The 21,729-nt window shown below is 65.2% G+C and carries 16 protein-coding genes and 4 tRNA genes; 6 read left to right on the forward strand and 14 right to left on the reverse strand.

Going from position 1 to position 21,729, the window contains the following annotated elements; all coding sequences use genetic code 11:
- Position 1: 1 nt before the first annotated feature.
- The 5 genes from BLT78_RS07475 to BLT78_RS07495 form a co-directional block, all read right to left on the reverse strand.
- Positions 2 to 1,033 carry an amino acid ABC transporter substrate-binding protein gene (locus BLT78_RS07475; RefSeq protein ID WP_090348375.1) on the reverse strand — a complete coding sequence of 344 codons (1,032 nt, stop codon included), beginning with the start codon at positions 1,031 to 1,033 and terminating at the stop codon, positions 2 to 4.
- A gap of 20 nt (positions 1,034 to 1,053) precedes the next feature.
- Positions 1,054 to 2,463 carry an efflux transporter outer membrane subunit gene (locus BLT78_RS07480; protein WP_090348376.1) on the reverse strand — a complete coding sequence of 470 codons (1,410 nt, stop codon included), beginning with the start codon at positions 2,461 to 2,463 and terminating at the stop codon, positions 1,054 to 1,056.
- A complete protein-coding gene (locus BLT78_RS07485) occupies positions 2,460 to 5,624 on the reverse strand; it encodes an efflux RND transporter permease subunit (protein ID WP_090348377.1) in 3,165 nt (1,054 codons plus the stop codon). The genes BLT78_RS07480 and BLT78_RS07485 overlap by 4 nt, the downstream gene beginning before the upstream one ends.
- Positions 5,617 to 6,798 (reverse strand): efflux RND transporter periplasmic adaptor subunit, encoded by a 1,182-nt coding sequence (locus tag BLT78_RS07490; protein WP_090348378.1) that lies wholly within the window; start codon positions 6,796 to 6,798, stop codon positions 5,617 to 5,619. The genes BLT78_RS07485 and BLT78_RS07490 overlap by 8 nt, the downstream gene beginning before the upstream one ends.
- Before the next feature lie 438 nt (positions 6,799 to 7,236).
- Positions 7,237 to 7,908, reverse strand: a complete 672-nt coding sequence (locus BLT78_RS07495; protein WP_090348379.1) for a DUF3313 domain-containing protein — start codon at positions 7,906 to 7,908, stop codon at positions 7,237 to 7,239.
- A gap of 627 nt (positions 7,909 to 8,535) precedes the next feature.
- Between BLT78_RS07495 and BLT78_RS07500 the strand changes: the two genes are divergently transcribed.
- Complete coding sequence (locus BLT78_RS07500; protein WP_231975749.1) at positions 8,536 to 8,748, forward strand: YgdI/YgdR family lipoprotein; 213 nt, start codon at positions 8,536 to 8,538, stop codon at positions 8,746 to 8,748.
- Positions 8,749 to 9,070: 322 nt separating this feature from the next.
- Here BLT78_RS07500 and BLT78_RS07505 read toward each other — a convergent pair whose 3' ends face one another.
- The 8 genes from BLT78_RS07505 to gacA all read right to left on the reverse strand — a co-directional run bounded on the left by BLT78_RS07505 (position 9,071) and on the right by gacA (position 14,473).
- Positions 9,071 to 9,337: a BCCT family transporter gene (locus tag BLT78_RS07505; protein WP_269458073.1), complete on the reverse strand. Its 267-nt coding sequence runs from the start codon at positions 9,335 to 9,337 to the stop codon at positions 9,071 to 9,073.
- A gap of 10 nt (positions 9,338 to 9,347) precedes the next feature.
- Positions 9,348 to 10,397 (reverse strand): GlxA family transcriptional regulator, encoded by a 1,050-nt coding sequence (locus tag BLT78_RS07510; protein WP_090348381.1) that lies wholly within the window; start codon positions 10,395 to 10,397, stop codon positions 9,348 to 9,350.
- A gap of 400 nt (positions 10,398 to 10,797) precedes the next feature.
- Positions 10,798 to 10,881: transfer RNA gene (locus BLT78_RS07515), tRNA-Leu, on the reverse strand.
- 272 nt (positions 10,882 to 11,153) lie between these two features.
- A tRNA-Cys gene (locus BLT78_RS07520) sits at positions 11,154 to 11,227 on the reverse strand.
- A 39-nt stretch (positions 11,228 to 11,266) separates the two neighbouring features.
- Positions 11,267 to 11,342 (reverse strand) — tRNA-Gly (locus tag BLT78_RS07525).
- Between the two features lie 64 nt (positions 11,343 to 11,406).
- Positions 11,407 to 11,967: a CDP-diacylglycerol--glycerol-3-phosphate 3-phosphatidyltransferase gene (pgsA, locus tag BLT78_RS07530; RefSeq protein WP_090348382.1), complete on the reverse strand. Its 561-nt coding sequence runs from the start codon at positions 11,965 to 11,967 to the stop codon at positions 11,407 to 11,409.
- A gap of 33 nt (positions 11,968 to 12,000) precedes the next feature.
- Positions 12,001 to 13,827, reverse strand: a complete 1,827-nt coding sequence (gene uvrC / locus BLT78_RS07535) for an excinuclease ABC subunit UvrC (protein WP_090348383.1) — start codon at positions 13,825 to 13,827, stop codon at positions 12,001 to 12,003.
- A 1-nt stretch (position 13,828) separates the two neighbouring features.
- Positions 13,829 to 14,473, reverse strand: coding sequence for a response regulator transcription factor GacA (gene gacA, locus BLT78_RS07540; protein ID WP_090348384.1), 645 nt, complete (start codon positions 14,471 to 14,473; stop codon positions 13,829 to 13,831).
- Positions 14,474 to 14,813: 340 nt separating this feature from the next.
- Here gacA and BLT78_RS07550 point away from each other — a divergent pair, with 340 nt between their 5' ends.
- The 5 genes from BLT78_RS07550 (at position 14,814) to BLT78_RS07570 (ending at position 21,549) form a co-directional block, all read left to right on the forward strand.
- Entirely contained in the window at positions 14,814 to 17,834 is a 3,021-nt protein-coding gene (locus tag BLT78_RS07550; RefSeq protein WP_090348386.1) for a PAS domain-containing hybrid sensor histidine kinase/response regulator, read from the forward strand.
- 2 nt (positions 17,835 to 17,836) lie between these two features.
- Complete coding sequence (locus BLT78_RS07555; protein WP_090348387.1) at positions 17,837 to 18,961, forward strand: response regulator; 1,125 nt, start codon at positions 17,837 to 17,839, stop codon at positions 18,959 to 18,961.
- A 2-nt stretch (positions 18,962 to 18,963) separates the two neighbouring features.
- Complete coding sequence (locus BLT78_RS07560) at positions 18,964 to 20,727, forward strand: sensor histidine kinase (RefSeq protein ID WP_197673154.1); 1,764 nt, start codon at positions 18,964 to 18,966, stop codon at positions 20,725 to 20,727.
- Positions 20,724 to 21,083 (forward strand): response regulator, encoded by a 360-nt coding sequence (locus BLT78_RS07565; RefSeq protein ID WP_090348388.1) that lies wholly within the window; start codon positions 20,724 to 20,726, stop codon positions 21,081 to 21,083. Before BLT78_RS07560 ends, BLT78_RS07565 begins: the two co-directional genes overlap by 4 nt.
- A 160-nt stretch (positions 21,084 to 21,243) precedes the next feature.
- Positions 21,244 to 21,549 carry a hypothetical protein gene (locus BLT78_RS07570; RefSeq protein ID WP_090348389.1) on the forward strand — a complete coding sequence of 102 codons (306 nt, stop codon included), beginning with the start codon at positions 21,244 to 21,246 and terminating at the stop codon, positions 21,547 to 21,549.
- Between the two features lie 77 nt (positions 21,550 to 21,626).
- Here the strand turns inward: BLT78_RS07570 and BLT78_RS07575 are convergent.
- A tRNA-Ser gene (locus BLT78_RS07575) sits at positions 21,627 to 21,714 on the reverse strand.
- Between the last annotated feature and the right edge of the window lie 15 nt (positions 21,715 to 21,729).

Below are 21,729 nucleotides of genomic sequence, written 5' to 3' on the forward strand. Positions count from 1 at the left end.
GTCAGTCGATCGGCGGGGCGTACATCAGCCCGCCGTCGCTCCATAGCCGATTCAGCCCGCGCTCGATGTGCAGCGGGCTGGCCGCACCGAGATTGCGCTCGTACAGCTCGCCATAGTTGCCCACGGCGCGCACTGCCCGTATCGCCCAATCGGGCTGCGCACCCATGGCCTGCGCCAGCCGGACGTCCTGCCCGTTCAGCAGGCTCCCGGTCGGGCCACCGAACTCGCGGACCTTGCTTTCGACATTGGCCTGGGTCAGGCCATGCTCCTCGGCCAGCACCAGGACATACAGCACCCAGCGCACCAGGCGGGTCCATTGCGGATCATCGCCCCGCACCACCGGGCCCAGCGGTTCCTTGGAAATGCGCTCCGGCAGGATGACGAAGTCCTGCGCACCTCCCGGAGCGCGCAGACGCATGGCGGCCAGTTGCGCGGCATCCGCGGTCCAGGCCTGGCAGCGCCCGGCGTAGAAGGCCTCCGCCACGGCGAGCGACGAGTCGATCACCAGCGGTTGCCAGGCCAGGCCATGGATACGGGCGTAGTCGGCCAGATTGCCTTCATGGGTGGTGCCCTTGACCACACAGACGCTGGCCTCGCGCAGGTCGGCCAGCCGGCCGATGCCGGAGGACCTGGCCACCATGAACGCCTGGCCGTCGTAGAACAGCACGGCGGGGAACTGCACCTGCAGCAGCGCCTCGCGGGTCAGCGTCCAGCTGGTGTTGCGTGCCAGCAGGTCGATCCGCCGTGCCATCAGCGCGGGAAAGCGGGTGGAGGCCCGCAGCGGCACGAACGCCACCTTCTCGGCATCCCCCAGCAGCGCCGCGGCCACCGCGCGGCAGAAATCCGCGTCGATGCCACGCCAGCGGCCCGCGGCATCCTGCTCGGAAAAGCCGGGGATGCCCTCGCTCACGCCACAGCGCAGCTCGCCCCGCGCCCTGATACCATCCATGACTTCGTCGGCCTGGGCGGGCGCGCCCAGCCAGGCGGAACACAACAGAGGAATCCCCAGCAGGAGATGCCATCTCAGCGACATACGACCTCCTCGCCAGACACTCACTGGTCGTCGGACGGTGACCAGCCTCCGCCCAGTGCCCGGTACAGGGTCACCACCGCGCCCAACTGCTGCCGACGGGTCTGCGACTCGAGCAGCTCCGCCTGGAACAGGCTGCGTTCCGAATCGAGCACCTCGAGGTAGCTCACCAGGCCGCCGTCGTAGCGCGCGCGCGACAGGCGCGCCGCGGTGCGCGCGGCCTCCAGCTGGCGCTGCCGGGCGATGTGCTCGGCCTGCGAGGTGCGCAGGGCGGTCAGCGAGTCGTCCACGTCACGCAGACCGTCGAGCACCGCCTGCTCATACCGCAGCCGAGCCTGCTCGGCGCGCTGGCGCTGCGCTTCTTCGATCGACTTGAGCTGCCCGGCGTTGAAGATCGGCGCAAAGATGTTGCCGAGGACGCTCCAGTTCTCGCTGTCGCCTTCGACCAGATCGCTCAGATCGCGGCTGGCGTAGCCGAAGCTCGCCGTCAGCGAGAGCGACGGCAGGCGCTGGGCCCGGGCCACGCCGATGCGGGCCGTCTCGGCGGCCAGCTGCTGCTCGGCGGCCAGGATGTCCGGTCGCCGCTCCAGCAAGGTCAGCGGCAGGCCGGCCGGCACCTCGACCGGCATGTGCTGCTGCGCCAGTTCGGCACCGCGCTCGATGTCCCGCGGGCGCGAGCCGACCAGCACGCTCAGCGCGTTCTCGGTCTGGCGCACCGCACGCTCGAAGGCGGCCACCGAAGCCTGGGCGTCGGCAGCCTCGATCTCGGCCTGGTTGACGTCGAGCTCCGGCACCGTGCCCTTGGCATAGCGGGCCTTGATGATGGCCAGGGCGTCCTCGCGCGACTTCTGCGTGCGCACCGAGATGCGCAGGCGGTCGTCGAGGTCGAGCAACTGGAAGTAGGTATTGGCCACCGTGGAGATCAGCGAGATGGTCACATTGCGCGCACTGGACTCGGTGCCGAGCAGCTCCGCCCGTGCCGCCTCGGTGGAGCGGCGCAGCTTGCCCCACAGGTCCACTTCGAAGGAGGCAGCACCGTTGAAGAAGTAGCTGCTCTCGGTCTCGGCGGTCGGCAGGATGTTGCGACTCTGCGACGAGCGTCCGGCCCCGACCTCGGCATCGAGGAACGGGTACTGGTTGGCCCGCTCGATGCGCAGGAGCGCCGCCGCCTCCTCGATGCGCGCCACGGCCACGCCGAGGTCGCGGTTGTTGGCCAGCGCTTCGCGGATCAGCGCATCGAGCCGGTCGTCGGCGAACAGCTCCCACCAGTCGAGATTGGCGAACGACGCATCGGTCGGCGCCGGCTCCTTCCAGGTCGCCGGCAGGTCGAGCGGCGGGCGCTGGTAATCCGGGCCGACCATGCAACCTGTGGCAAGCAGCAGCCCGCTCAACAGCATGGCCGCTGCCAGCGGCCTTCTGGCGAATCCCTTCATGGCCTGGCCTCCTCGCTGCTGGCGCCTGCAGCCGCTTTTTTCTTCTTGCCGCCCAGATACTTCTCGACGATCACGAACAGCCCCGGCACCAGCACCACGCCGACCAGGGTGGCGGTCAGCATGCCGGCGAACGAGGTCATGCCCATGATCTTGCGCGCCTCGGCGCCGGCGCCGCTGGCGAGAATCAGCGGGATCACCCCGAGGATGAAGGCGAACGAGGTCATCAGGATCGGCCGGAAGCGCAGGCGCGCCGCGGCCAGCGCCGCCTCCACCGGCCCCTTGCCCTTCTCGATCTCGGTGCGGGCGAACTCGACGATCAGGATGGCGTTCTTCGCCGCCAGGCCGATCAGCATCACCAGGCCGATCTGCGCGAACACGTTGTTCTCGTAGCTGGGGCTGAAGTGCCGCGCCAGCCACAGGCCGAACATCGCGCCGCAGATGGCGATGGGCGTGCCGAACAGCACGCCGAAGGGCAGCGACCAGCTCTCGTACTGCGCGGCGAGGATCAGGAACACGAACACCAGCGCCATGACGAACACCATGCTGCCCGAGCCCTCGGCGGCCTTTTCCTGGTAGGACATGGCGTTCCAGGCGTAGGACATGTCGCTGGGCAGCACCTGCGCCGACACCTCCTCCAGCGCCTTGAGCGCCTGCGCCGAGCTGTAACCCGGCGCCGGGCGGCCGGTGACCTCGGCGGCGCGGAACATGTTGAAGCGGTAGGTGAACTCGGGGCCGTTGGTGGACTCGTCGGTGAGCAGGGTGTTCATCGGCACCATCTCGCCGTTGTTGTTGCGCACGTAGAACAGCGAGGCGTCGGCGAGGTCCTTGCGGTAGTCGGTTTCCGCTTGTACGTAGACCTTGTACAGCCGGCCGAAGCGGTTGAAGTCGTTGACGTAGGCGCCGCCGAGAAAGGCGCCGAGGGTCTGGTTGACGTCCGCCGGTTCGACGCCGAGCTTCATGGTCTTCTGCGTGTCCACGTCCAGGTAGATCTGCGGCACCGTGGCCCGGTAGGTGGTGTACAGACCGGTCAGCTCGGGGCGCTTGGCGGCGGCCTCCATGAACGCCTGGGTCTGCTCGGCCAGGTAGTCCGGGCTGTTGCCGACGCGGTCCTGCAGCATCATCGAGAAGCCGGAGCCGGTTCCCAGGCCGGGAATGGCCGGCGGGCCGAAGGCGATGGCGATCCCTTCGTTGATCGACGCCAGCTTGCCATTGAGGCGCTGGGCGACACGGTTGGCCACGTCCTCGGCCGCCGGGCGCTCCTTCCACTCCTTGAGCTGGATGAAGAAGAAGGCGTTGTTGGTCGACGAGGCGCCGGACAGGAAGCTGTAGCCGGTCACCGTGGTGTACGACTCGATGGCCGGCTCGGCGGCGAGGATCGCCTCGACCTTGGCGGCGGCGGCGTGGGTGCGCTCCAGCGAGGCGGCGTCGGGCAGCTGCAGGTTGGCCATCAGGTAGGCCTGGTCCTCCTCGGGCACGAAGCCGCCGGGGACGGTGCGGAACAGCCACACCAGCGCCAGCACCAGCACGCCGAGCACCGCCAGCGCGCGCAGCGGGCGATGGGTGAAGCGGCTGGTCAGGCCGATGTACCTGTTGGTCACCGCGTCGAGCACGCGGTTGAAGCCGGCGAAGAAGCGTCCCAGCCAGCCCTGGCTGCCATGCCCGTGCGGCTGCAGGAGGGTGCTCGACAGCGCCGGACTGAGCGACAGCGCGACGATCGCCGAGATGCACACCGAGATGGCGATGGTGATGGCGAACTGCTGGTAGAGCCGCCCGGTGATCCCCGACATGGCGGCCACCGGCACGAACACCGCGGTGAGCGACAGCGCGGTGGCGATCACCGGGCCGCTGACCTCCTTCATCGTCTCGATGGTCGCCTCGCGGCGCGGCATGCCGCGCTCCATCTTCTCCGACACCCCCTCCACCACCACGATGGCGTCGTCCACCACGATGCCGATGGCCAGCACCAGGCCGAGCAGCGAGAAGGTGTTGATCGAGAAGCCGAGCAGCGGGAACACCGCGAAGGTGCCGACCAGCGCCACCGGTACCGCCAGGGTCGGGATCAGGGTGGCGCGGAAGTTCTGCAGGAAGATGAACACCACCAGGGTGACGATGACCGTGGCCTCGAACAGGGTATGCACGATCTCCTCGATACCCGCCGACACCGGCTTGGTGGTATCCAGCGAGATCACGTACTCGATGTCCTGCGGGAAGCGCTCCTTCATCCGCTCCATGGCGGCGCGGATCTTGTCCGCCACCTCCAGGCCGTTGGCGTCGGGCAACTGGTAGACCGCCAGCACGGCGGCCGGTTTGGAGCCGAAGGCACCGATCTGGTTGTAGGTCTCGGCGCCCAGTTCGATGCGCGCCACGTCGCGCAGCAGCACCTGCGAGCCGTCCGGGTTGGAGCGCACCACCACCTGGCCGAACTGCTCGGGGGTCTCCAGGCGGCCGCGGGTCTGCACCGCGTAGGCGAACTCGGTGCCCGGCGCGGCCGGCGGCCCGCCGAGCTTGCCGGCCGGGGTCAGCACGTTCTGCTGCTGCACGGCGGTGACGATGTCCGGCACGGTCAGCCCCAGCCGGCTGAGCTGGTCGGGCTTGATCCAGATGCGCATGGCGTAGTCGGCGCCACCGAAGATGGTGACCTGGCCGACGCCCTGGATGCGGGCGATCTCGTCGAGGACGTTGATCGACATGTAGTTGGTGAGGAAGTCGGCGTTGTAGCTCTCGCCCGGCGAACGCAGGGTCACCAGCATCAGCGGGAAGGCCAGCGCCTTCTTGACCTTGACGCCCCTGCGCTTGACGTCCTCGGGCAGTTGCGCGGAGCCCTCGGAGACGCGGTTCTGCACCAGCACGTTGGAGATGTCGAGATCCGAGCCGACCTCGAAGGCCACCGACAGGGTCATCTGTCCGTTGCCGGCGTTGGTCGACTTCATGTACAGCATGTTCTCGACGCCGTTGACCTTCTGCTCCAGCGGCGTGGCCACCGACTGTTCGACGTTGACCGCGTTGGCGCCGTCGTAGGTGGTCTCCACCTTGATCTCGGGCGGGGTGATGTCGGGATACTGGGCAACCGGCAGACGCCCCATGGCCACCAGACCGACGATAAGGATGATGATCGAGATCACCATCGCGAAGATGGGCCGGCGAACGAAGAACTCACCCATTTTTGCTGCCTCCGGCCACCGGCGGCAGCTCGCTGGCGTCGGCCGGGCGCGGCTTGACGGTCATCCCCGGGCGCATGCGCAACAGTCCGCCCACCGCGACCCGCTCGCCCGCCTGCAGACCGGACTGGATCACCCAGTCGCTGCCCAGGCGCTGGCCCACCTGGACCTGGCGCACTTCCACGGTGTCGTCCGCCTTGATGACGAACACCCGATGCACCGACTGCAGTTCGCTGACCGCGCGCTGGGGCAGCAGGATAGCGCCCCTGATCTCGTCGGCGTCGAAGCGGATGCGCGCGAACATGCCCGGACGCAGCAGCCCCTGCGGGTTGGGAAACTCGGCCTCGATGGTCAGCGCGCCGGTGGTGGGGTCGATGTTGCGGTCGACCTTGGTCGGCACGCCGCGCTGCTCGTACAGGCTGCCATCGGCGAGGATCAGCGACAGCGGCCGCTCCATCCCCTCGATGCCGCCCTGGGCGGGGCTGGCCTGCTGGCGGTCGCCCAGGCGCCGCGCAGCGTCGAGATAGCCGCGCTCGGTGATCGACACCCGCACGGCGATGGGGTCGGTGCGCGAGATCACGTTGAGCAGCCCGCCATTGTTGCGCTGGCTGACGAAGTCGCCCACCTCGGCCTCGGACAGGCCGATCAGGCCGCGCTCGGGCGCATGAATCTTGGTGTAGCCCAGCTCGATCTGCGCCAGCTCGACCTGCGCCCTGGCCGCGTCCACGTAGCTCTTGGCCGCCTCGTAGTTGGCCACCGCGGCGTCCAGGTCCAGCTTGCTGACCGCATTGATCTCGGCCAGCGGCCGGATGCGGTCGAGATCCGCCTTGGTCTTCACCAGGCTGGTGCGCGCCTGCGCCAGTACTGCCTGGGCCTGGGCAACCTTGGCCTGGAACGGCTGCGGATCGATGGTGTAGAGCAGCGCGCCCTTGTCGACGAAGGTGCCTTCCTTGAAGTGGATACCGTCGAGGAAGCCGTCGACCCGCGCGCGGATGGTCACGTCGGTGGAGCCGATGGTCTCGCCGATCACATCCAGGGGAATGCGCACATCCCGGGTGGCGACGGTGACAACCGGCACCTCCATCACGTTCGCCGGGGGTGGCGTCTTGCTTTCGCAACCGGCAAGCAGTACCAGGATCATGCCGAGCATCAGGAGTGGGTGCTTTGTCTTTGCCATGATGTATTCCGTTAACGGTCGGCTCCGACACGCACTTCCCAAGCAAGTCCGCCCTGATGTGCGTGCAAGTCGAGTTTCAAATCAACTCCAGTGATCTCTTGCGCAACGGGACGAATGCGATCGCACGGCAACGACACTGGCAGGTGCAGCGCAGGTGCGAAGAAGTTGTCAGTGCCCGGTGCTGTCCCTGACCCCAGAGCCCCCCCCTGATCGAATGAACATGCGCCAGATCGCGTATGTCGGGCTCGGCATCGAATGCCACTTGCGGTTGTCGAACACACTTGGCCGGTGCCAGAGTCAGTATGGCCGACGGCTGGCACTTGGCCAGCACGCCACTCCAGACCTTTTCGTCCCCTCACCCGCCTGTGGTGCGTGCCCTCGCGCACCTCGTTCCTGCCTCCCGCACTCCGACGGGATGTCGGAGTGCGTCGGGCGCGCCTAGAACCTCTCGATATCGCGCACGATGCCGTCGATCACGCCCTTGAGGGTATTCAGGGTGACCTGCTCCTCGCGGTTCTCCAGCTCCTTGCCGTAGCCCTTGCGCACCACCTGCATGACCGGCTTGCCGGTGCTGGCATCCAGCAACTCGGCCTCGATGAACAGTTCGGTGGTGCGGTCGCGCGCGCCGGACGCGGTCGTGGCGGCGGCCGTGACCAGAGCGATCGGGATGATTTCATAGGGCTTGAGCCCTTCGGCCTTGGTGTCCACACCGGTAATGGCCGAGCGCAGGATCAGTACACGCTCGCCCTGCAGGGCAGCGAGGTCGGCCGGCCCGTGCACAACGAAGCGCTTGGAAAAGGCGGAGGTCACCTGCTGGGCGGTATAGGCACGCAGTTGCTCCAGCGCCGGGGCGTTGATCTGCTCGGATGGACTCGGCGCCGGATAGAAGTCGATCGACTGCACGACCAGATGGTTGTAGCTGTCGAGATTGAAGCCCGGAGCCATCCAGCGCATCACCGGCTGGCCGGTGGGCGACTTGGCCTCCCGCAGCTGCGAGTAGCTGGACAGGAACCCGGAGTACTCATCCGGCTGGGTAACTTTCGATGCGCAGCCGCCAAGCACTAAGGCGGCCAACAACAACCCGGTAACGGCATGGCTGGAACGCTTCATGGAGTTGCCCCCCTGGGCAGATTAATCAGTCGATGAGTCCGGTAATTGAACTGCTTGGCACATGGGTGCACGGCATGAGTGGCCTGCCGGAAAACGGATGTGATCACGACGTTCTGCCTGCCCGGCGAACACCTCGGTTCTCCTGACGAAGGTATAGCCGAGGTTCCGGACGCGAACATGCCGACGCATACTCTGCAGATACGGGCAGAGGACGAAGTGCGTTCGGTGGTGCTGGCTCTGGCCATCCCGCCGCAATGCGGAAAGACCCCGAGCAGGGAGAAAGAGCCCGCCATGCGCATATCGACATCCATGAACGAAGCACCCGTTGCGACACACGGCCCCGCTGGCGCCCTTCCCCGCGCCAGATCCAGAACAGTGGACGCAACAAGCGGAAGACACCAACAATTTGACATATACGGTTACAGGTCTAGCCCGCACGAAAAACACTGTCAAATCTTCGACTTCGCATCCTGCGGCGAGCGGAGCGCGACTTGCGCCGGCGGGCTTCCTGCCCGGCAGCCAGAGCTTGCGCCGACTCCCGGCTTGACGCCGCCAGCCTTGAGCACAGACTGAATCATTGGAGAGCGCCGGAGATGACTCGCGGCGTCCACACAAGCGAGAGGTTGAATGATGAAAGAGCTACTGCTTGCAGCCTTGTGCGCCATCGTCCTGACGGGCTGCGCCAATGAATACCTGATCGTCACCAACGACGGCAGCGTGATCAGCACCGTCGAGGAGCCGGAGTACGACGAGGACAGCGGCATGCTGAAATTCGAGGATGACGATGGCCGCGAACAACAGATTCCCAAGGAAAGCGTGAAGTCGATCATCGAGCGCTGATGACGACCGCAAGGGGCGCATGGCGGGCATAAAAAAGCCACTACCGGCCTAAGGGCAGCCCGGTAATGGCTTGGAAGTCTCTCGGCAGGCCTCTGCAGGCCAGGTCGGCAAAGGTACAGGGATACCGCCTGGCGAAACATGCCCGATGCGGTGAGAGTTCCTTGCCGATTGCGCAACAATCGCCGCAGAAACAAAAAGCCCCGCTCGATCGCGGGGCAAAGGGCAAGCTCTCAGTGGTGAGCAGATTACGACCGGGCTGGTGAAGATTTCGTCATCGACCGGTGGTGAAACCGAGAGCCTGCCCTTGACCGGGCAACGGTCGTCAGTCGCGCGCTTCCTGGAACAGGGCCTTGAGGAAGCCGATCATCATCAGCAGCATCAGCGCCATGAACGGCAGGCCCATGGCCACCGCACCGGCTTGGATACCCTGCAACGCCTTGTTGCCACCGACTACGAACAGGCTGATGGTCACGATCGCGATCATCCCCAGCCACAGCACTCGCTGGGCGCGGTGGGTATTCGGGTCGCCACCGGCGGCCAGGTTGTCCACCACCAGCGCCCCAGAGTCGGCTCCATACGCCCGCGGCACACTCAGGACCTCATTTCTGATGCACCACCTGTGGTTTTGTGGACTTCACGCAGCCGTAACGCACCTCTTTTGACGGCGGATATCCATAAAACGAGTTGTAGCACTTGCTGAAGTGACTGGGCGAAACAAAGCCGCAGGCAACCGCCACATCGACTATCGGCAGATCCGAATGCTGCAGTAGACGGCGACTTTCGGTAATGCGCAACTCGAGGTAGTAGCGCACCGGGGTGGTGCCGAGCTGCTCGCGGAATAGCCGTTCGAGCTGCCGCTTGGAGCGGCCGACATAGCTGGACAGCTGCTCCTGGCTCAGCGGCTCCTCGATGTTGGCGCTCATCAGATTGAGCGTCTCACGCAGGGGCTCGCTCATCTTCTCGTGCAGCGCCGGACGGGCACGCCGATAGCGCGACTCCTCGAAGGCCAGGATATCGACCACCGCATCGACCAGGCCGCGCCCATGCAGCTTGTTGATCCACTCCAGGATCATGTTGAACGCCCCGGTCGGACTCGCCGCCGTCAGGCGATTGCGGTCGACCATGTAACTCTCGCTGGTGACCTGGCTGTCCTTGGCGATCTCGGCCAGCGCGACCCGGTTTTCCGGATGCACGGCGCAGCGGTAGCCATCGAGCAGACCCGCCTGGCCGAGGAACCAGGCGCCATTCCACAGTCCCGACAGCGCGACGCCGCGGCCATCCGCCACCTGCAGCAGGTGCGTCAGCTCCGGCACGGCGCGCAACGGCGTGCGCAATCCGCCACACACCACCAGCAGGTCCAGGCCCTGCAGATCGCGGCTGGCGAGCGCCGCGTTCGGACAGATGACCAGCCCCAGGTCGCTGGTGACCGGCTCGCCGTTCAGGCTGAAGGTCTTCGTCGAAAAGGCTTCCGCCCTGATCAGATTGGCGGTGACCAGGGTATCCAGGGCCTGGGTGAACGCCGGCAAAGAGAAATGCTCGAGCAGAAGAAAGCCTACCCGAGCCTGCCGTAGCGCCTCGCCCTTCTGCTCGCCAACGAAGCGGAGGTTCTGCCCCTGCATGGCGTCGCTGAAATGCCTTCTGTTTGTCATTCTATGGCCCTTCTGCTCTTTTTTACCTGCCACATTGCTGTGGTGCATCCCCTGCAGACGCACTGACCGCATGGGCAGTCTGAATCGGACTATGCTCGCTACGAATCTGCGGATAGTCGGACATCCGGTCAAGACGGCAAGGGCCGCTTGAGCCCAGCGACATGCGAGCCAAGGCTTGAAATATGGGGTGTCGCAGTTCGCAACATGGAACCTGCTCTCTGACAGTCATAAGGCCGGCAGGTGATCTTTGTCGGATCAGGACCAAATATTCTGGAAGGAGCCCTGGCTCTGCAGCCCCTTGCGAGGCGAGCATCCCGGGGAAGACGAGCCACCGCCAACACACGGCGGCCGGAGCGGGAAGTGCCCGCCTGAACGGTCCGCGACGCGGTCCGTGAATGTATGGTGCCCCGAGCCGGACTCGAACCGGCAAGCCAAAAGGCGGTCGATTTTAAGTCGACGGTGTTTACCATTTCACCATCGGGGCTTTTGCAAATAACAGGCTACAGCCTTTATCAGTGGCACTCGATACATCCCGGCGAGTGCCCCCAGACCGGCTGTCGGTGCTACGGTGACTGAAACTCGGAAACTCCGGGCTTCCGGCGTCCAACGACTTCGCCATCCGGCGGCAGCACCGATGCGCCCTGTTTGCACACGGGGCGGACTATATACATTCGCTCGCCCTTACTGCAAGTTTGCGGAAATCTATCCCGCAAAGAAAAAGCCCTGTAGATCAAGGATCTACAGGGCTTTTTATAGTGGAGGCCGAGGTCGGAATCGAACCGGCGTACACGGATTTGCAATCCGCTGCATGACCACTCTGCCACCCGGCCTCAAATGAATATCAAACTTCGACATTCATCAGTAAAACTTGGAGCGGGAAACGAGACTCGAACTCGCGACCCCGACCTTGGCAAGGTCGTGCTCTACCAACTGAGCTATTCCCGCGTCGTGGTGACGGGCGCCATTCTATACCAACCCGAACCACTGTCAACCCTTTGATTCAAAAAAGTTATTTTCCGTTTGCACCACTACTGAGGTGCGGCCAGGCAGCACGCAGATATTGCACCATGGACCACAGGGTCAGTACGGCGGCAATGATCAGCAGCGAATAGCCCAACCCCACCCACATATCCAGACGCGGCGGATTGCCGAGCAGGATGATCAGCGATGCCATCTGCGCCGTGGTCTTCCATTTACCCAGGTTGGATACCGCGACCTGGGCGCGCGCACCCAGTTCGGCCATCCATTCGCGCAGCGCGGAAACCACGATCTCGCGGCCGATGATGATCGCCGCCGGCAGGGTCAGCCAGAGATTGGCATGCTCCTCCACGAGCAACACCAGGGCTACGGCCACCATCAGCTTGTCGGCCACCGGATCGAGGAACGCGCCGAATGGAGTGCTCTGCCCCAGGCGACGCGCGAGGTAGCCGTCCAGCCAGTCGGTGACGCTGGCCAGGGCGAACACGCCGCTGGCAGCCCAGTAGCTCCAACTGAACGGCATGTAGAACAGCCCGATGAACACCGGGATGAGCAGCACGCGCAGGATGGTCAGCAGATTTGGGATATTCATCAGGACCCTTGAGATTCAAAGAGTTGCGCCATTCTACTCACTGTGCAGAACGGCATAAATCGACTCCGCGAGCTTTTTGCTGATCCCCGGAGCCTTGGCGATTTCCTCGGTGCTCGCCCGCGTCAGCTCCTGCAGGCCGCCGAAATGCTTGAGAAGTTCGCGACGGCGCTTGGGGCCGACGCCTGGCACATCCTCAAGACTCGAGGTGCTGCGTGCCTTGCCTCGCCGCGCGCGGTGGCCGGTGATCGCGAAGCGGTGCGCCTCGTCACGGATCTGCTGGATCAGGTGCAGAGCCGGAGAATTGCCCGGCAGGGTGAACTCATGCTCGGCATCGTTGAGATAGAGAGTCTCAAGGCCCGGCTTGCGCGTCACGCCCTTGGCCACGCCGAGCAGGATCAGGTCGACCACCGCCAGTTCCTGCAACACCTCGCGCGCCATGTTCAGCTGGCCCTTGCCGCCATCCACCAGGAGGATGTCGGGCATCTTGCCCTCGCCTTCCTTGAGCCGGCGGAAACGTCGGGTCAGCGCCTGGTGCATGGCCGCATAGTCGTCGCCAGCGCCGACGCCCTCGATGTTGAAGCGCCTATAGTCGGACTTCAGCGGCCCCTCCGGGCCGAACACCACACAGGATGCGACAGTCGCCTCGCCGCTGGAGTGGCTGATGTCGAAGCACTCCAGGCGCTGCGGCGGCTCGTCCATGCCCAACGCCTCGCCCAGCGCCTCCATGCGCGCAGCCACATGCTGCCGATTGGCCAGCCGAGCGGCCAGCGCCTGCTCGGCGTTGGTCAGCGCCAACTGCTGCCAGCGCGCCCGTGTGCCGCGCACGCGATGGCTGATCGCCAGTTCACGCCCGCGCACCGTGGCGATCGCCTCGGCCAAAGCAGGGAAGTCCTCGTGAACACAGTTGACGATCAGCTCGTCCGGCAGATCGCGCTCGCTGCCACCGAGGTAGTACTGCGCGAGGAAGGCGGCCAGCACGCCGGCCGCCTCCTCCTCGATGGCCACCTGGGGGAAGAAGTTCTTGCTACCCAGCACGCGCCCGCCACGCACACTGATCAGGTTGACGCAGGCCCCGCCGGGACTGACCACCGCTGCCACCACGTCCACGTCGCCGGTGCCGCCCTCCATGCTCTGCTGGTCCTGAACGCGGCGCAGCAGGGCAATCTGGTCACGCAGTTCGGCGGCGCGCTCGAAGTCCAGTGCGCCCGCGGCCTTCTCCATGGCCGCGGTCAGCTCGGTGGCGAGCTGGTTGCTGCGCCCCTCGAGAAACATGGCGGAGTGGCGCACATCCTCGGCGTACTCCTCGGTGCTGACCAGGCCGACGCAGGGGCCCTTGCAGCGCTTGATCTGGTACTGCAGGCAGGGCCGGGTGCGGTTTCTGAAATAGCTGTCCTCGCACTGGCGGACCTGGAAGGTCTTCTGCAGCAGGTTGAGGCTCTCGCGAATCGCCAGGGCGCTGGGATAGGGGCCGAAGTAGCGGCCCTTCTGCTTCTTCGCGCCGCGATGGATGCCGAGGCGCGGATACTCGTCCTCGCTGGAGAGGAACACGTAGGGATAGGACTTGTCGTCGCGCAGGAGGATGTTGTACGGCGGCCGCCACTCCTTGATCAGCGTCTGCTCCAGCAGCAGCGCCTCGGTCTCGTTGGCGGTGATGGTGGTCTCGATCTGCGCGATGCGCGCCACCAGGGCCGCAGTCTTCGGCGCCAGACCGCTCTTGCGGAAGTAGCTGGACAGGCGCTTCTTCAGGCTATTGGCCTTGCCGACGTAGAGCAGCCGCCCTTCTGCGTCGAACATGCGGTAGACGCCGGGGTGGGTGCTGCAGGCAGCCAGGAAGCCGCTGCTGTCGAACTCGACGGCCATCTCAGCTGTCGACATCGACCATGCCATGGCGCACGGCCAGCATGGCCAGCTCGACATCGCTGGTGATTTCGAGCTTCTCGAAGATGCGGTAGCGGTAGGTGTTGACCGTCTTCGGCGACAGGCACAGCTTGTCGGAAATCGCCTGCACCTTCTGGCACTCGGCGATCATCAGCGCGATCTGCATCTCGCGCTCGGAAAGCTGCTCGAAAGGCGAAGTCTCGCCCTGCGGCTGGAACGACTTGAGCGCCAGTTGCTGGGCGATATCGGCACTGATGTAGCGCTGGCCGTTGAACACCTGGCGGATCGCCTTGATCATCTCTTCGAGCGCCGCGCCCTTGGTCAGATACCCCGATGCACCGGCCTGCAGCAGGCGCGAGGGAAACGGCTCCTCGTCACAGGCGGTGACGGCGATCACCTTGACCGCAGGATGACTGCGATTGATCTTGCGCGTGGCCTCCAGGCCGCCGATGCCGGGCATCTTGACATCCATAAGCACCAGGTCAGGCTTGAGTTCGCGAACGCGCAGCAGGGCTTCCTCGCCCGACCCTGCCTCCCCCACCACGCTCAGGCCGGGAACATCGGCCAGCATACGGCGAATGCCGGTGCGCACCAGATCATGATCATCCACAACCAGTACGTTGATCACGCAATACCTCGATAGCGCCAGATCGGCCCCATGAAAAGCCTAGAAATATTTGCCTGCGACCTTAACAAATGCGCCTATCAAAGGACAGCCGCAAGCCGCTGCTGGCCGCGAACCCAGTGTCCGTCCGCATGAATCGCTGCACGCCGCCGATGCCTTTCAATCTGGACTCCACCCCACCTTTGACCAGGGTAAAACCGCACACAAGGCTGTATCCTGCGAACTTCATCACATAAAATAAACAAAATAACGACGTCAAAAACACCGAATCCTCCGCCTGCCAACGTGCGCCAGCGAGCACCCTCGCGAACCTAGACACACCGTTCACCACGGAGGCGCAGCCATGCGCATCAACACCAGCAGCAAGCTGATCACCCTTGCGATCACCACCCTGGCGCTCGCCTCGCTGGGCTCGACGCTGCTGCACGCCAGTCTGACCTGGGAGCGGGAACAGGCATCCAGCCTGCTGAGCGAGACCCTGGACACCACCCAGCGTCTCGCCAGGGGCAGCGACTTCCTGACCGACGCGGTACGCGCCTACGCCGCCACCGGCGACGAGGCATTCCGCAGGCAGTTCGACAGCGAACTGGAGACCTTTCGTGAACGGGAACAGGCCGTCGCGCATCTGCGCACGCTGAGCGTATCGCGGGAGGAGCTGGAACTGGTCGACAGAGCCAAACGCGCCTCCGACGACTTGTTGACGATCGAGTATCAGGCCTTCACCCGCATGGCCAAGGGAGAGCGGGAACAGGCCCTCGCCATGGTCTACAGCAACGAGTACGGCCAGGCCAAGCAGACCATCGCCAGCCTGATCGACCAGGCGCGCCAACTCACCCAGGCACGCCTGCAGGAACGCATCACCCGCTTGGACACTCTGGGCAAACTGGTCGACATCGGCACCGTCACGCTGCTGACCCTGAACCTGTTGGGCGTGCTGGCAGCCCTGCAGCTGTTCTATCGCCGCCGCCTGATCCGGCCGATCACCTCGATGACCGGCAAGATCCAGCGCATGCTGGCGGGCGAAGGCGAGCGGCTACGCTTCGACGAGGGCGCCCCCGGCTCGGAAATAGCCGATCTGGCACTGGCGCTCGAGGAGTCGCGCAAGGCCGATCTGGTGATCCGCGAGCAGGCGACGCAGCTGGCCCGGCGAACTGAAGAGCTCTGCGCCGCCAAGGAGCATATCCGTCAGCGCGAAGCCTGGTATCGCAGCATCATCGAGTCGGCCCCCGACGGCATCCTGATTGCCGACCACGACCAGGTGATTCGCCTGGCCAACCCGAGGACCGAGCAGCTGTTCGGCTACGACTGCGGCGAGCTGACCGGCCAACCGCTGCTGGCACTCGCCCCGCCCGACTCACGCGCTGCCTATGCCGAGCTGAGCGATCAGGCACTGAGCATGAAGGCCGGCCACCTGTCCCTGCAGCTGAACGGCGCGCGCAAGGACGGCTCGAAGTTCCCCATCGAGGCCACGCTGGCCCGCCTTCCCGACCAGGGCGACGAAGCAAGCAGTCTGTGCGTGATCATTCGCGACGTCAGCGAACGCCGCCGGGAAGAGGCCGCCATGCGCGAGGCGCGCGCCCAGGCCGAGCAGGCCGAGCGAGCCAAGTCGGACTTCCTCGCCAACATGAGCCATGAGATCCGCACCCCGCTCAACACCATCCTCGGCATGAGCCACCTGGCCGCCAAGGCCAGTCAGGACAGCCTGCAGGCCGAACAGCTGCGCCAGATCCAGAGCGCTGGCGATCGCCTCCTGGCGCTGGTGGACGACATTCTCGATCTGTCGCGCATCGAGCGCGGCGAGCTGAAGCTGCAGCTCGCCAGTTTCAGCCCGCACGACCTGCTCGATCGCATCGCCCGTCGCTTCACCCCCATGGCCAAGGCCAAGGGCCTGCGCCTGACCTGCACACTGGCCGGCGACCTGCCACCCGGCCTGCTGGGCGATACACAGCGCATCGAGCAGATCCTCGCCCAATATGTCGACAACGCCATCAAGTTCACCGCCACTGGCGAGATCGAGATCAGCCTGCGCGGCAAACCCTGCGCAGATGGCCGGATCGAACTCAACGCCTTCGTCCGCGATACCGGCATCGGCCTCGGCGAAGACCAGCAGCAGGCCGTATTCGACACCTTCTACCAGGCCGACTCCTCGACTACCCGTCAGTACGGTGGCACCGGCCTGGGTCTGGCCATCGCCAGGCAACTCGCCGCCCTCATGGACGGCAGCGTCGGCGTCGAAAGCCAACCAGGTCAGGGCAGCACATTCTGGCTCAGCGTACCGCTGGCCATCGCTCGCCACGAACTGCCGCAGATCCTGCCCAACCTGCAACTGGCCGGCTATCGGGTGCTGCTGGTGGAGGATCACGAGGTCAACCAGCGCCTGGTGCGCAAACTGCTGGAACACGTCGGCATCCGGGCGACAGTGGCCGGCAACGGCCGGATTGCCGTCGACATGGTTCGCGAGGAGGAGTTCGACCTGGTGCTGATGGACATGCAGATGCCTGTCCTCGACGGCATCGGAGCGACCCGGGAGATTCGCGCCCTGGGACCACGCGGCAGCATGCCCATAGTGGCGATCAGCGCCAGCGCCATGCCCGAGGACCGCCAGCGCAGCCACGAGGCCGGCATGGACGCCTTCCTCGCCAAGCCGATCAAGGTGGAAGAACTCTACGCCACCCTGCGCCGCCTGCTTCAGCCGCAGACGACCATCACCGCCAACCTTCCGGCGCCGGAGCCGACACCAGCCGCCATGGAGCTGCCACACATCGAGGGTCTGGATACCCACGAGGGGCTGCGGCGGGTCATGGGCGACCGCCACCTCTATCAGGAGCTGTTGCGCGGCCTGGTCGAGCGCGAGCGGGACACCCCCGAAAAGATCCGCCAGGCCCTGGCTGCCGGCGACAACGCCACTGCGCAGCTCCTGGCGCACACCCTCAAGGGCCTTGCCGGCAGCATCGGCGCCGCCGCCGTGATGGCCGACGCCAGCGAGCTGGAGCAGGCATTGCGCGACGACGCCGAAAGCGCCGCGATCGCGCAGGCACTCAGCCGCCTGGAGCGACGACTAACCCCACTGCTGGCCAAGCTGGCAAACTATCTGGGGACGCCGTGCGCACGAAGCGTGAGCGAGATCGATGCCGGACAGCTGTCCCGCATCTGCGCAAAACTGACCCGGCTGCTCGAAGAGGATGACGCCGAGGCAGCCACCTGGTTCAACCAGAATGCCGCCCAGCTCAGACACGCCTTCCCCGACGGCTATCACCGCCTCGAAAGCGCGATTCGCACCTTCGAATTCGACAAGGCCCTGCCAGCGCTGAAACAACTGCTGATGACGCAGCCCCTGAACACAGACAGATCGCCCACGGTGTGACCATGGATACCCCCAACAAGCCGACGATCCTGGTCGTCGACGACAACCCGAACAACCTGGTACTGATCAGCAGCCTGCTCAGGAACGACTATCGGGTCAAGGTGGCCAACAGCGGCGAGGCAGCCCTGCGCATCGCCGGCTCTGCGGAGCAGCCCGATCTGATCCTGCTCGACATCATGATGCCGGAGATGGACGGCTACGAGGTCTGCCAACGCCTCAAGGCCGATGCGCAGCTGTGCGACATCCCGGTGATCTTCCTGACCGCGCGCACCAGCGTGGACGACGAGGAGCACGGCCTGCACCTCGGCGCGGTCGACTACATCACCAAGCCGATCAGCCCGCCGGTCATGCTCGCCCGGGTGCAGACCCAACTCAAGCTCAAGGCCTCGGCCGACTTCCTGCGCAACAAGAGCGAGTTCCTCGAGCGCGAAGTGCAGAAGCGCGTGCGCGAAGTGCTCGAAGTGCAGGACATCACCATCGAGATGATGGCCTCCCTCGCCGAAACCCGCGACAACGAAACCGGCAACCACATCCGCCGCACCCAGAACTACGTGCGCGCTCTGGCTCGCCACCTGCAGAAGCACCCGCGCTTCGCCGGTTTCCTGAGCGACGCCAACATCCAGCTGCTGTTCAAGACCGCGCCGATGCACGACATCGGCAAGATCGGCATCCCTGACAGCATCCTGCTCAAGCCCGGCCGGCTCGACGCGCAGGAGTTCCATGTCATGCAGAGCCACGCCAGCCTGGGCGGCGAAGCCATCGCCCGCGCCGAGCGCCTGGCCGGCCGCGAAGTGCCCTTCCTGCGCATCGCCCGCGAGATCGCCCAGAGCCACCACGAGAAGTGGGACGGCACCGGCTACCCCCAGGGGCTGGGCGGCGACGACATCCCGATCTCCGCCCGCCTGATGGCGCTGGCCGATGTCTATGACGCCCTGATCAGCAGCCGTGTCTACAAGACCGCAATGAGCCACGACGAGGCGGTGAAGATCATCTGTGCCGGCAAGGGCAGCCACTTCGACCCGGACATGGTCGATGCCTTCCTCGAACTGCAGGACGTGTTCCGCGCCATCGCCGAACGCTACGCCGACAATACCGAAAGCCCCCACAACAGCCCCGTGGAGGCGTGAGCGTGCCGGAATCGACTCTCATCCACGAGGCCGCCAGCCCTGCGGAGCCCGACAAGCAGCGTGCGCCGCTCATGCAGACCGCGATCGGACTGGCCGAAGGCAAGCTGGCCTATGCGCTCATCCTCGGCCTCGCCCTGACCCTGATCCTTGCCCTGTGGGCCGGGGTGACGCTGAAGATCCTGGCCGAGAAGGAAAACACCGAGCAGACCCTCAAGCGCGACACCCTCAACCTGGCGCGGGCCTTCGAGGCCCACGCGGTGCGCACCATCACCGGCGCGGACCAGTCGCTGCGCTTCCTGCAGCAGCAGTACGAGCTGCACGGGCGGCAGATCGACATCCGCGCCTTCGTCCGCGACGGGCTGATCATCAGCACCATCTTCAACCAGCTGGGCATCATCGACGAGAACGGCACCTACATCCTGTCCAACCTGCCCAACCACCAGCCCATCGACCTGTCCGACCGCGAGCACTTCCGCGTACACCGTGATCGTGTCAGCGACGAACTGTGGGTGAGCAAGCCGGTACTCGGTCGCGCCACCGGCAAGTGGTCGATCCAGATGACCCGACGCATCGACAAGCCGGACGGCAGCTTCGGTGGCGTGGCGGTGATCTCCATCGACCCGTTCTACTTCACCAGCCTGTACAACGACATGGACATCGGCCGGGATGGCATCATCACCGTGGTCGGCCTCGACGGCATCGTGCGCGCCCGGCGCACCAGCAATGACGCCCCGCTCAACGCCTACGTCGGCCGCGATATCTCGGGCTCGCCACTGATGAAGATGATGGAGCAGCAGGACCAGGGACACATCATCTATCCCAGCCACATCGACGGCATCGAACGCATCTACAGCTTTCGCAAGGTCGAGGGGCTGCCCCTGGCAGTGGTGGTCGGCGTCGGTCGCGAGGAGGCCATGGCCCCCTACATGCAGCGACGCAACGAGTACGTGCTGTTCGCCGGGGTGATGTCGGCCGTCGTCCTGCTGTTCGGGCTGCTCTCGGCGTTCCTGCTGCGCCGCCAGCGGGGCATTTCCGAGCGCCTGCGCATCAGCCGCGCCAAGGCCGAGTCGGCCAACCGCCTGAAATCCGAATTTCTCGCCTCGATCTCCCACGAGCTGCGCACCCCGCTCAACGGCATCATCGGCTACGCGCAGTTCCTCAAGGAAATGGGCGGAGACGCCACCGCCCGCGAGTTCGGTGGCATCATCCACGGCAGCAGCCGCCACCTGCTCGCACTGGTCAACGATATCCTCGACCAGGCCAGCATCGAGGCCGGGCGCATGCAGCTGCATGACACCTCGTTCAGCCTGTCCGACCTGGTGCGGAGCGCCCTCGACATGCACCGCTCCTTCGCCGAGGGCAGAGGTCTGGACCTCGGCGTCGACTGCCAGGCCGGCCTGCCGACCAGCATCCGCTGCGACCGCACCCGCCTGCTGCAGATACTCAGCAATCTGTTGCACAATGCCATCAAGTTCACCGAGCATGGCCAGGTCCGACTCAAGGTCTTCAGCGCCCAGCGCGACCTGTGCTTCGCCGTCGAGGACACCGGCCCCGGCATTCCCGCCGAACAGCAGATGCTCATCTTCGAGCGCTTCCGCCAGGCCGACACCTTCGTCACCCGCAAGCACGAGGGCTCCGGCCTGGGACTTGCGCTGTCCCGCGACCTGGCCACCATGATGGGCGGCTGCATCACCCTGCAATCGGCCCCAGGCCAGGGCAGCACCTTCACCCTGCGCCTGCCCCTGCAGCTTATGGAGGAGCCATGAAAGTCCTGCTGGTCGACGACACCGAGTTCAATCGCACCCTGCCCCGGGTGCTGCTGGAACGCTACGGCTGCAGCGTGGTCGAGTGCGCCAGCGGCGCCGAGGCCTTGCGCCTGGCCGGCAGTGACAGGTTCGACTGCATCCTGCTCGACGTCATGATGCCGGGCCTCTCCGGCCTGGAGGTGTGCCAGCGACTGCGCCGCGACCCGGCCCTGAGCGGCACACGCATCATCGCCTACACCGCCCACGCCCTGCCGGCGGAAACCGAGGAGATCATGGCCGCCGGTTTCGACGACATACTGATCAAGCCGATCGATATCCACATCCTGCTGAAGAAGCTGGGTGTTACCAGCGCATGATGCCCAGCCTCTGCGCGGCAATACTTCCGACAGCCGGCCAAGTACCGCCCTGTGGCGCTGGTATATTTGCATCCGTTCGCAACCATGCCGCGTGCACAACCCAGGCATACGACTTGCAATCGAATTAAGACGACAACGGATACGGCAGGGAGCAAGCCACATGGATGTACCACAACTGACCGACATCGACTTCGATGCGGCCATGAGCCTTGATCAGCTCAAGAAACTCGATCACGACGAACGCTTCAACTTCGGTCGCCGGGTGATGCTGCTGGCGCTGGGCAAGAGCAAGGCGGAACTGGTCGCCACGGTCAGCGCACTTGGCGACGAACCCTATTCGGCCTGGCTCGACCATATCGAAACCCTGCAGCAGGATCTCAGGCATCTGCTGGAGCTGTCCGAAGTCGCACATGCGCGCCTGATCGTCGCCGGTCAGGCGCTGGCCGAGCGCGACGCCTCGCACTGACGGCGGTCTACCGCGGGAATCTCTGGACTCCAGAAACGACAAAGCCCCGAAGATCGGGGCTTTGTCTTAGCATGATATGGCGGAGGCGTAGAGATTCGAACTCTAGGACAGTTGCCCGTCGGCGGTTTTCAAGACCGCTGCCTTAAACCACTCGGCCACACCTCCACAACGGGCGGCAAT

It is taken from the genome of Pseudomonas oryzae (genome assembly GCF_900104805.1).
GTDB classification, from domain to species: domain Bacteria; phylum Pseudomonadota; class Gammaproteobacteria; order Pseudomonadales; family Pseudomonadaceae; genus Geopseudomonas; species Geopseudomonas oryzae.

Bases quoted from the DNA above. Each gene is read 5' to 3' on its own strand.
- BLT78_RS07490 (WP_090348378.1), bottom strand. From the start codon at position 6,798: ATGGCAAAGACAAAGCACCCACTCCTGATGCTCGGCATGATCCTGGTA.
- BLT78_RS07555 (WP_090348387.1), top strand. From the start codon at position 17,837: ATGGATACCCCCAACAAGCCGACGATCCTGGTCGTCGACGACAACCCG.
- BLT78_RS07485 (WP_090348377.1), bottom strand. From the start codon at position 5,624: ATGGGTGAGTTCTTCGTTCGCCGGCCCATCTTCGCGATGGTGATCTCG.
- BLT78_RS07550 (WP_090348386.1), top strand. From the start codon at position 14,814: ATGCGCATCAACACCAGCAGCAAGCTGATCACCCTTGCGATCACCACC.
- BLT78_RS07475 (WP_090348375.1), bottom strand. From the start codon at position 1,033: ATGTCGCTGAGATGGCATCTCCTGCTGGGGATTCCTCTGTTGTGTTCC.
- BLT78_RS07480 (WP_090348376.1), bottom strand. From the start codon at position 2,463: ATGAAGGGATTCGCCAGAAGGCCGCTGGCAGCGGCCATGCTGTTGAGC.
- BLT78_RS07500 (WP_231975749.1), top strand. From the start codon at position 8,536: ATGATGAAAGAGCTACTGCTTGCAGCCTTGTGCGCCATCGTCCTGACG.
- BLT78_RS07570 (WP_090348389.1), top strand. From the start codon at position 21,244: ATGGATGTACCACAACTGACCGACATCGACTTCGATGCGGCCATGAGC.
- BLT78_RS07565 (WP_090348388.1), top strand. From the start codon at position 20,724: ATGAAAGTCCTGCTGGTCGACGACACCGAGTTCAATCGCACCCTGCCC.
- BLT78_RS07510 (WP_090348381.1), bottom strand. From the start codon at position 10,397: ATGACAAACAGAAGGCATTTCAGCGACGCCATGCAGGGGCAGAACCTC.
- uvrC (WP_090348383.1), bottom strand. From the start codon at position 13,827: ATGGCCGTCGAGTTCGACAGCAGCGGCTTCCTGGCTGCCTGCAGCACC.
- BLT78_RS07495 (WP_090348379.1), bottom strand. From the start codon at position 7,908: ATGAAGCGTTCCAGCCATGCCGTTACCGGGTTGTTGTTGGCCGCCTTA.
- pgsA (WP_090348382.1), bottom strand. From the start codon at position 11,967: ATGAATATCCCAAATCTGCTGACCATCCTGCGCGTGCTGCTCATCCCG.